Genomic DNA, 10,205 nt, shown 5'->3' with positions numbered 1-10,205 from the left:
CCCCGCTAACCAGAAGCCTGCAGAAATCATCGAGAAAGTCTTGCATCTGCGCACCAGATATCATCTCGGCCCGATGCGCATTTCCTGGTATATGAGCAGGTACCATGCCATCACCATCTCCGACGCCTGCATCTATCGAATTCTGAAGCGGAACGGGCTCAGTCGGCTTCCCGGCGGTACACGTGTCAGGAAAATCCATACTCAGAGATACGAGCAGCGTGTGCCGGGGCATCAGATACAGGTCGATGTAAAATTCCTGAAATTTGAAGGCGTTGACGGCAAGATCGTCAAGCGTTTCCAATACACGGCAATCGACGATGCAACCCGCATCAGAGCCTTGAAGGTCTATGATCGCCACACCCAGGCCAACGCGATAGACTTCATCGACACCGTAATCGCCAAATTCCCGTTCCGCATTCGCGAAGTGCGCACCGATAATGGGCACGAGTTCCAGGCCAAATTCCACTGGCACGTCGAAGACCAGGGCATTCGGCACGCCTATATCAAGCCAGCCTCGCCCCAACTAAACGGGAAAGTCGAACGGTCACACCGTACCGATGATCAAGAATTTTATCAGCTTATGTCATACACAGATGACACCGACCTCGTTCAAAAGCTTAGCGAATGGGAGAGGTTCTACAACCTTGCAAGGCCGCATGGCGCTTTCAATGGCAAGGCACCTTACGAAATCCTTCGCGAACGCCTATAATCAACACCAGGATGTCTCATCGCCCTTCAGAAGATTACAATGCCGGCCATTGAACATAGATCACACAAGGGCCTTAACAACCGTGCGGAAAATTCCCATCTGCCGCTGCGAAAACGAGAACGAGTGATGCAGGGCTTCCGATCCGTCGAGTCTGCAACAATTTGTCCCCGTGTTTTCAGCGGTTAGAAATCATTTCGTCCCGTCGCATCAAAAACACTCCGCCCTCGCCACCCACATTCATAGGATCCGCGCCATGGCGCACTGGAAGGCCGTGACCGGCGCAACTGCCTGAGTTTAACTGAAAGCGCTTCGTCCGGCCTCAGTCAACGCCCTTGCGGACAATACGGTCGGATCGTTCATCTTCGACTTCCACCTCCGTGCGGCGGACGCTGTCGCTGATGGTCTCCTCGCGCTGTTCGGCCGTTTTGCGCAGAGCAATCTCTTCGACAACGCGCGCATCCTTCGAGACGATCGCCTCCTCATGATGCTCCTCGGCCTCGATCGTACGGTCGACGAAGGCGTTCTCCGTTTCGGTTACCGGACGGTCGACCGTGCGGCGCTCGATGCTGACGTTCTCGTCGCGCAGCGATACCTGTTCACTGACAGGATTTTCGACCACGTAAGAACGGACACGCACGCGGCCATGGTTGAGGTCACGCTTGCCGACGCGAAGCTTTTCCTCGACCACCGGGATAACCTCTTCACGGCCGGCGTCCAGAGCTGCCGTTCCGGTTGCGCTGGCACGATTGGCGGAGGCGCCATACGAACTCACGGTCTCCTGCTGGTTCCAGCCTTCCGAGCGCCAGCTCTCGGCGCGCTGATCGAGATCGATGCTGCCCTCGTCATCGAGGATATCGATAACCTTGTCATAAGAGGCGGCGGTGACGTTGCTGACCGTCACAAGATAGCCACCGCGGCGAAGACCTTCGGAATAGACGGCGCGGTCCTCGTCGGGAAAGAAGAAGTCTTCCAGCTTCTCCCAGAAGCCCTTGTGCTCGGAGGCAACTTCAGTCGAGGTTGTAGACTCCTTTCCGGCGACGACGCGAATGCCGTCGCGGGCAATCCCGGCTTCGACAAGGCGTTCGACGGCGGCATCCGCATCGCTGCGGTTTTCGAAGAAGGCCGTCACCGTGTTCGATGACGAGGCGCCGTATGACGATGTGGTTTCGCTGTAGGTCATGAGTTTCTCCTTTTCTCGGATTGATAATTAGCTCAGGGGTCGTCGCGCTCGATGCTGGCACGTTGCTTGCGCAGTTCGACCGGAATGGAAACGTCCTCGGTGGTGGCGACGCGGCGGATGTGGATCTCTTCGACCAGCATCAGACGCTTCTCGACAACGAGAACCTCCTCCATCACAGGCACGATGGTCACGTCACCGTCCGTGCGAACACCCGGCGCTTCTGACACTTCACGTCCGATTGCCACACGCGTCACCTCTACATTCTCGCTGTCGAGGCGTGCTTCCGCTGCTTCTGTGACAAACTCGGTTTTGGTGCTCACGCGAACGCGGCCGTCGCTCACGGCGCGCTTGTAGATGACAAGCTGTTCTTCGATCAGCGATAGTTTCTTGTCAGGCTCGGCCATGCGGGTTCCAGATCGTTTGTGACCAGCAATGAACGAGCGGAGTCCAACCTTGTTCCTTGAAAAAGGTCATCCAGCCCGAGGGGTTCACTCCAGAGAGCGTGTTGGTTTCAATTAGAGAGCATATGAGTGGGCCGAAAAATTGATTAGAGTTCGTCCCAAATGAACCGCGAGCCGTTCCCACGCGGACCGTCATAGGCACTCCGGGTTTAGGGATCGACTATACGCTCGGTTGTCGCGATGGAGACGCACTGTCTCGAGTGGCGTTGAAAACTGTGATGGTGCTTTGTTCGAACGCCGCCAAGTCTCCGCGGGAAGCGACGGCGCGTGGCTCGGCAAACCGACCCAGCGCAACGCTCGGCATGATAAAAAATTTCTGCTAAACAATTATGATGATGAGTGCGGCAGAAGTTGATGAAACAAGTCGAACGAAAACGCTTCGGCTCATTGATCGCCTTCGGCATTTTTAGCACCGGGCTCTTCGCGCCGGTCCTGATCGCGCACCAGCCAGTGGACTGCTCCGAGCGCAAGAGCCGCGCCCGCGAGGGCGGCAATCTTGGCTGGCTCCGTCTCGCCAAGGTCGAGGATGATAAATTTGCGCGCGATCGCGAGGAGCGCGATCAGCACGATCGTGCGGACCTGGAGAATGCCGAAGCTGCGTTCTGTCGCCACAAGAAGGGAGCGCTTGAACTCGAGCGCAATTACAACGGTGAAGATCATTCCGAACACCACCTGGAAGGTGGCGTAATCGAGCGTGTCGAACGCTCCCAAGACCAACCGGTTCACGACCTCGCGCATCAGCGCCCAAACCGACGCCACGACGATAACCGCAATGATGGCGCTGAGGACGAAAATGACGACCTGTTCGAACTTCTCGTAGAGCGTCATCGCCGACCATTGTTCACGGGTTAGCCCGGATCGTTTCAGGTCTTTCATCATTCCCCCTCGAAAGCCGCCCCGGAGAAACAGGCTCCCCGGGGCTCACCAGACGGCGTGATATCAAACGGAGCTGAGCGGACGCCGCAAACCGGCGACACCCAATGTGGCAAATCAGCAGTTCTTGACATCGATGCGCTTGATCTTCGCCTGCGCCTCGGGTGTCTGGGGCAGCTTGATCGTCAGAACCCCGTTCTTGAAGGATGCCTGCGCCTTTTCGCCATCCACACCGGGAGGGAGCGGAATTGTCCGGTAGATTGCGCCGTAGCTGCGCTCGGACAGGTAATACCCCTTCTTCTCCACCTGGCGCTCGATCTTCTTCTCCCCCTTCACAGTTAACATGTCATCGTTGACCGTCACCTCGATGTCCTTCATCTCCATGCCCGGCAGCTCGATCGACACTTCGATAGCGTTGTCGGTCTCGACCATGTCGGATTTGGCTTCGCCGCTGCCCCAGGGCCATTCGAACTGACCGACCCGGTTCCAAAAGTTCTCGAACACATGGTTCATTTCGCGCTGGAGTGTCGCGATCGGGTTGTCTTCGCTGCTCTTGGCGTCTGGCGCGCCGTCCTTGCGCGCCCAGGGGATGAGGTCTTTGATCTGCATGATATGGTCTCCTTCGGTTTTCAGGCGCCCTTGACGGCGATCCTTTTCGGCTGCGCTTTAGGGGCCCGGGGGAGCGTTAAAGTTAGGACGCCTCCTCGCATCTCGGCTTCGATCCTGTCGGGGTCGAAGTCCTCGGAAAGCGTGAAGGCACGCTCGAAATCGCCCTCGCCATATTCGGCATAGGCAAGTTCGAGGTTTTTCGGCCGCACCGGGTCAACCTTGCCGCGGATCGTCAACACACGATTTTCGAGCGTGATTTCGATCGCATCGGCGGCGACCCCAGGCATTTCAAGCATCATGGAGAAACCCTGATCGGTCTCGACGATATCGGTCGACGGGCGGTAGATGCGTCCGCCGCCGGTGGTCTCAGGCGAGTCGGTCGGCGTCTTTTCGGCGGCTTGCGAGATGTCGGTGCTCATCGTTCCAGCTCCTCTCAGGCTGCCTTGATCTCGATTTTCTTCGGCTTTTCTTCCTCGGGCCGGGAGATAACGATCCGCAATACGCCGTTCGTCATTCTCGCCTCGACCTTGTCATCCGAGGCCGCGAACGGCAGGCGGATAGTGCGGGAAAACCTGCCGAAACTGCGTTCGTTGCGGTGCCAGCGCGCACCGTCGGGAACCTCGGGCGCCTTGCGTTCGCCCGAAAGCGTCAGGACGTTGTCCTTAACCGAAATCTCAATGTCGCCCGGTTCGATGCCGGGAAGTTCAGCGGCGATGGCAACGGCCTCAGGGCCTTGCCAGACATTCACCGCCGGGAACGCCGCGCGGGCCGGCGGCCAGAAACCGCGGTCGAGATCGCGCATCATGGAGCGCATCAGCGCAAAGGGATCGCTGCGGCGCAGATATGTCGGGTAGAGCATTACTGGCCTCCTGTTGCTGATCGATGCCCCCGAACCGTCGGCATGGAGGGACCGGGCAACGTGCCGGCCGGATGTGGGTTCGGAGAACGCCTATCAAGATAGGCCGTTCCATTTATTATGCAAGCATGTATGATGGGTGCATTGCACTTTGGATGGAGTGCGGTCTATCCTATGTCTCATGCAACCGGAGGAAGGATACCTATGATCTCTTCGGACATCGCGCTGATCGGGACGACGATCCACCGGGTCGCGCAGCTCATCCAGCAGCGGATCGACCAAGACATCCGCGACAGCGGCCTGACCCGCCTGTCCTGGATGGCGGCGGCGCATGTCGAGGATGCGCCCAGGCTGACCATCGGCGATCTGGCCGACCGACTTGAGGTCGGCCCGGCCACTGCGGGCCAGCTCGTCGATCGCATGGTCCGGGGCGGCTGGGTCGAGCGGTCGCCCTCGCTCGACGACAGGCGGTCGCAGATCGTCACCGCAACGTCGAAGGCCCGGGCGATGCTGGAGGAACTCGCGCCGCGGCAATCGGCGCTCGAACATGAAATCCTGCAGGATCTGTCGGCAGACGAAAGGCGCATCCTGCTGGCGCTGCTCGAGCGGATCAGGGCGCGGCTCGGGCGCCAGTGAAAGGGACAAGCGGCATGGAAAGGAAGACCGAATATAACATCTGGTACTGGGTGGTGGCTTTCATAGCCGTGCTTTTCATCCAGAACCTGATCGCCGGCTGGCAATCCGTCGCACCGATCAGCTACAGCCAGTTCGAGAAGTATCTCGCTGACGGGAAAATTTCCTCTGTCGCGGTCGGGTCAGACACTATCACAGGCACCTTCGCCGAACCGGTCGACGGCAAGAAGCAGTTCGTGACGACCGTAGTGAATCCCGCAATCCTGGAACGGATAGACCGGTCAGGTATCGAGATCACTGGCGTTCCGCAAAACACTTTTCTCGGCACGCTGATTTCCTGGGTGGCGCCAGCGCTTATCTTCTTCGGAATCTGGATGCTGCTGTTCCGCAAGTTCGCCGACAAGCAGGGCTTCGGCGGGTTCATGCAGGTCGGCCGCAGCAAGGCCAAGGTTTACATGGAAAAAGAAACCGGCGTCAGCTTCGCCGACGTGGCCGGTGTGGACGAGGCCAAGGCCGAGCTCGAGGAGGTCGTGGAGTTCCTCAAGAACCCGGCCGAATACGGAAAGCTGGGCGCACATATCCCCAAAGGCATATTGCTCGTAGGGCCGCCGGGCACCGGCAAGACGCTGCTGGCGCGCGCGGTGGCGGGTGAGGCCGGCGTGCCCTTCTTTTCGATCTCGGGATCAGAGTTCGTCGAGATGTTCGTGGGCGTCGGTGCCGCGCGGGTGCGCGACCTCTTCGAGCAGGCTCGTAAATCCGCGCCGGCGATTATCTTCATCGACGAACTCGACGCTCTCGGGCGGGCGCGCTCCTCCGGCCAGATCGCTGGCGGCCATGATGAGCGTGAGCAGACGCTGAACCAGCTTCTGACCGAGCTCGACGGCTTCGACCCTTCGGTGGGCATCGTGCTCCTGGCCGCCACCAACCGACCAGAGATCCTCGACCCCGCGCTGCTGCGTGCGGGACGCTTCGACCGGCAGGTGCTGGTGGATCGGCCGGATAAGAAGGGACGTGTGCAGATTCTCGGCGTTCACATGAAAAAGGTGAAGCTCGCCCCGGACGTCGATGCCGAGAAGGTCGCAGCGCTCACGCCCGGCTTCTCGGGCGCCGATCTTGCCAATCTCGTCAACGAGGCAGCATTGCTCGCCACGCGCCGCAAGGCCGATGCGGTGACGATGGACGACTTCAACAATGCCGTGGAGCGCATCATCGCCGGGTTGGAAAAGAAGAACCGCGTTCTGAACCCGCGCGAGCGCGAGATCGTGGCGCACCACGAGATGGGGCACGCGCTTGTGGCGATGGCTCTGCCGGGGGTGGACCCGGTGCACAAGGTCTCAATCATCCCGCGCGGAATTGGCGCGCTCGGCTACACTATCCAGCGCCCGACCGAGGACCGCTTCCTGATGACGCGGGAGGAGCTGGAGAACAAGATCGCAGTCCTGCTTGGCGGGCGCGCGGCCGAGAAGATCATCTACAATCATGTCTCGACCGGGGCGGCCGACGATCTGGTCAAGGCTACCGATATCGCCCGCGCCATGGTCGCGCGGTACGGGATGGACGAAGACCTCGGGCATGTCAGCTACGACAGCGATCGGCCGGGCTTTCTCGGCACCGGCGACCAGTCGTCGTGGCTGAACCGCCGCTATAGCGAGGCTACGGCCGAGCGAATGGACGCGAAGGTGCGCGACATCGTGGATGGCGTGTTCAAGCGCACCCTCTCGCTTCTCGAAGCCAACCGGGCGCTGCTCGAGCAATCCGCGCAGGATCTCCTGCAACGCGAGACACTGGACGAGCCCGATCTGGTGGCAATTGGGTCCAAGATGAAAAGAACGGAAGCGGTCGCTGCCTGACACCGTCACTGACGCAGATGATCGCGGACAACCCTGACTGGATAAAGAAACGGAGAGGAAAAATGGCAAACGGAACTTGCGATATTTGCGGTCGCCCGGCGACGGCGCGCGTGCGCGCCTCGGTGAACGGCAAGGTTCAGATCATGGAGCTGTGCGACCAGCATTACAGCGAAATGGCGCGTCGGTCGGGTCGCAGCGCCTCGCCCCTGGAGTCCCTGTTCGGACGGCGTTCCCTTCTTGACGAATTCTTCGGCGATACCGGTTTCGGCAGCCTCTTTGGTGACAGTCCGCTGCGAGGCGGCACGCTCGGCGCCTTGGGTGATGGCGATGACGCTGCCGCCGACGCCACTTTCGGCGAGGGCGCGCCGCGGCGTGGGTCGCGGCGCGGCGGCGGACGCACCATCGCCGACCGGCTGAGCGAACAGGGCAACAAGCTGCTGCAGGATGCCGCACAGAAGGCCGGGGAATTCGGGCGCAGCGAGGTCGATACCGAACATCTGCTTATGGCATTGACCTCGTCTGACGTCGTCAAGACGATCCTGGAACAGTTTAAGGTCGATATGGACGATCTGCGGCGCCAGATCGAGAAGGAAGCGAAGCGTGGAGAGGCCAAGACGGAGGGCGAAATCGGCGTCAGTCCTCGCCTGAAGGACGCTTTGAACCGGGCCTTCATCGCCTCGAACGAACTCGGCCATTCCTATGTCGGTCCCGAGCACCTGCTGATCGGCCTTGCCGAGGAAGGTGAAGGCCTGGCCGCGTCGATCCTGCGCAAATACGGATTGACGCCGCAGGCGCTTCGCCAGCAGGTGACCAAGGTCGTGGGCAAGGGAGCCGAGGAGGGCCGCGTGGACGCGCCTTCAAGCACGCCCGATCTCGACCAGTTCAGCCGTGACCTGACGAAGCTCGCCCGCGAGGGCAAGCTCGATCCCGTCATCGGCCGCGCCCGCGAGATCGAGACGACGATCGAAGTGCTGGCCCGCCGGAAAAAGAACAACCCGGTGCTGATCGGCGAGCCCGGCGTGGGCAAGACCGCCATCGTCGAGGGACTTGCACAACGGATCGTCGCGGGTGAAGTGCCCGAGGCGCTGCGCGACAAGCGGCTGGTCGAGCTCAACATCAACTCGATGGTGGCCGGGTCGAAGTATCGCGGCGAGTTCGAGGAGCGAGTCCAGAAGATCCTCAAGGAGATCACCGAGGAGAAGGACAGCCTGGTCCTGTTCATCGACGAGATCCACACCATCGTCGGCGCCGGCCAGGGCGGTGGAGAAGGTGGTCTCGACATCGCCAACACCTTCAAGCCGGCGCTGGCGCGGGGCGAGCTGAACCTGATCGGTGCGACGACGCTCAACGAGTACCAGAAATACATCGAGAAGGATGCGGCGCTCGAACGCCGCTTCCAGCCGGTCTATGTCGAGGAGCCCACGGTAGCTCAGGTCATCATGATCCTGCGCGGTCTGCGCGACACGCTGGAGGCGCACCACAAGGTGACGATCACCGACGAGGCCATCGTCGCGGCGGCCGAGCTTTCGGACCGCTACATCACTGGCCGCTTCATGCCTGACAAGGCGATCGACCTGATCGACCAGGCCGCCGCACGGGTGAAGATCAGCGCCACAGCGCGCCCTGTGGACGTCCAGGAGCTGGAGGCCGAGGTAGCGCAGATCAAGCGCGAGCAGGACTATGCCGCCGCCCGCAAGCAATTCGACCGAGCAGCGGAACTGAAGAAGGAACTCGAGCAGAAGCAGAAGGAGCTTGACGAGCTTCTGGAAATCTGGAAGCGCGACCAGGCTTCGGCGACCGCCGAGGTGCGCGCCGATCATGTCGCGCAGATCGTCTCCAAGATCACCGGTGTTCCGGTCACGGAGCTGACCGCTGAGGAGAAGGACAAGCTCCTCAAGCTCGAGGAGAAGCTGCACGAGCGCGTCATCGGCCAGGAAGAAGCGATCCGCGCCGTGGCCGATGCGGTGCGCCTCGCGCGTGCGGGTCTGCGCGAAGGTTCCGGTCCGACCGCGACCTTCCTGTTCCTCGGACCAACCGGGGTTGGCAAGACGGAACTGGCCAAGACGCTCGCCGAGGTGATCTTCGGCGATCAGGACGCGATGATCCGTATCGACATGTCGGAATATGGAGAGCGTCACGCGGTGGCACGGCTCGTCGGCGCGCCTCCGGGCTACGTCGGCTATGACGAGGGGGGGCAGCTGACCGAAAAGGTCCGCCGCCGGCCCTATTCGGTGGTGCTGCTCGACGAGATTGAGAAGGCACACCCGGATGTGTACAACATCCTGTTGCAGGTATTCGACGACGGCCGCTTGACCGACGGCAAGGGCCGCGTGGTGGACTTCACCAACACCATCATCATCGCAACCTCGAACCTCGGTTCGGATATCATTCAGCGCAACCTCGCGAAACGCGGCAGCAGTGAGTTCGACGAGGCCAAGCAGAAATCCGAACTGATGGAGGTGTTGCGCGGTCATTTCCGGCCAGAGTTCATCAACCGGATCGACGAGATCATCGTCTTTCATTCGCTGAACCAGTCGGAGATCCGCCAGATCGTCGAGTTGCAGCTCAACCGGGTGAAGCGGACCGCCCTTACCCAGGGCGTCGAACTCGAACTCGATGTGAGTGTCGTGGATCATTTCGGCGCGGTCGGCTTCCGTCCCGAATTCGGTGCCCGCGAGCTACGCCGGCTGATCCGGTCGGAGTTGGAGACCGAGTTGGCTCGCGAACTGCTCTCGGGGCGGATCGAGGATGGCGACAAAGTCCGCGTCGCTTGGTCAGCGGACGAACAGAAGGTCGTGTTCGAAAAGATCGCAAGGGACACCGGTAATGACAGCCCGGACGATCAGGCCCAGGCCGGGATCGACGAGTCCAGCGAAGTTGCCGAAAACAAGGCGGACGCTCCGACGCTCGACGGCCCGGTCGACGCCAAGGGTGAGGCGCCGTCTAAGGATGACAAATCCGCCGGCTGACCTTGCGAAGGACAGGCCCGGCGCGACGACGGTCGCGCCGGGCCATTTCGTCGGAGGGTTACAGG

Annotated in this window: 10 protein-coding genes and 1 pseudogene; 5 read left to right on the top strand and 6 right to left on the bottom strand. The window is 60.8% G+C overall.

What is annotated here, in order from left to right:
- Positions 1–709: integrase core domain-containing protein (locus AGR2A_RS24635; RefSeq protein WP_080823488.1), on the top strand; the 709-nt coding region annotated here is incomplete at its 5' end.
- A 36-nt stretch (positions 710–745) separates the two neighbouring features.
- A pseudogene (locus tag AGR2A_RS29300) lies at positions 746–1,001 on the top strand (DDE-type integrase/transposase/recombinase); the annotation flags it as partial.
- 27 nt (positions 1,002–1,028) lie between these two features.
- Here AGR2A_RS29300 and AGR2A_RS24625 read toward each other — a convergent pair.
- From AGR2A_RS24625 to AGR2A_RS24595, 6 genes are all read right to left on the bottom strand, one after another.
- A complete protein-coding gene (locus AGR2A_RS24625) occupies positions 1,029–1,889 on the bottom strand; it encodes a YsnF/AvaK domain-containing protein (RefSeq protein WP_080823486.1) in 861 nt (286 codons plus the stop codon).
- Between the two features lie 32 nt (positions 1,890–1,921).
- Complete coding sequence (locus tag AGR2A_RS24620; RefSeq protein ID WP_080823485.1) at positions 1,922–2,293, bottom strand: YsnF/AvaK domain-containing protein; 372 nt, start codon at positions 2,291–2,293, stop codon at positions 1,922–1,924.
- Between the two features lie 441 nt (positions 2,294–2,734).
- The gene (locus AGR2A_RS24610; protein ID WP_272936961.1) at positions 2,735–3,178 is read right to left on the bottom strand and encodes a phosphate-starvation-inducible PsiE family protein; all 444 of its coding nucleotides are present in this window, start codon (positions 3,176–3,178) and stop codon (positions 2,735–2,737) included.
- A 162-nt stretch (positions 3,179–3,340) separates the two neighbouring features.
- On the bottom strand, positions 3,341–3,832 hold the full coding sequence (locus tag AGR2A_RS24605) for an Hsp20/alpha crystallin family protein (RefSeq protein WP_080823484.1): 492 nt from the start codon (positions 3,830–3,832) through the stop codon (positions 3,341–3,343).
- Between the two features lie 20 nt (positions 3,833–3,852).
- A complete protein-coding gene (locus AGR2A_RS24600) occupies positions 3,853–4,251 on the bottom strand; it encodes an Hsp20/alpha crystallin family protein (RefSeq protein ID WP_072493528.1) in 399 nt (132 codons plus the stop codon).
- Positions 4,252–4,265: 14 nt separating this feature from the next.
- Positions 4,266–4,691: an Hsp20/alpha crystallin family protein gene (locus tag AGR2A_RS24595; protein WP_072493527.1), complete on the bottom strand. Its 426-nt coding sequence runs from the start codon at positions 4,689–4,691 to the stop codon at positions 4,266–4,268.
- Between the two features lie 201 nt (positions 4,692–4,892).
- On the opposite strand from AGR2A_RS24595, the gene AGR2A_RS24590 reads away from it, so the two are divergent.
- The 3 genes from AGR2A_RS24590 (at position 4,893) to AGR2A_RS24580 (ending at position 10,140) form a co-directional block, all read left to right on the top strand.
- Positions 4,893–5,324 (top strand): MarR family winged helix-turn-helix transcriptional regulator, encoded by a 432-nt coding sequence (locus tag AGR2A_RS24590; RefSeq protein WP_072493526.1) that lies wholly within the window; start codon positions 4,893–4,895, stop codon positions 5,322–5,324.
- A gap of 14 nt (positions 5,325–5,338) precedes the next feature.
- On the top strand, positions 5,339–7,171 hold the full coding sequence (gene ftsH / locus AGR2A_RS24585) for an ATP-dependent zinc metalloprotease FtsH (protein WP_072493525.1): 1,833 nt from the start codon (positions 5,339–5,341) through the stop codon (positions 7,169–7,171).
- Between the two features lie 62 nt (positions 7,172–7,233).
- The gene (locus AGR2A_RS24580; RefSeq protein WP_080823483.1) at positions 7,234–10,140 is read left to right on the top strand and encodes an ATP-dependent Clp protease ATP-binding subunit; all 2,907 of its coding nucleotides are present in this window, start codon (positions 7,234–7,236) and stop codon (positions 10,138–10,140) included.
- Positions 10,141–10,205: the final 65 nt, after the last annotated feature.

Source organism: Agrobacterium genomosp. 2 str. CFBP 5494 (genome assembly GCF_900013495.1).
Lineage (GTDB): Bacteria > Pseudomonadota > Alphaproteobacteria > Rhizobiales > Rhizobiaceae > Agrobacterium > Agrobacterium pusense.
Note: the sequence above shows the minus strand (reverse complement) of the source record. Positions and strands in the feature narration are given on the sequence as shown.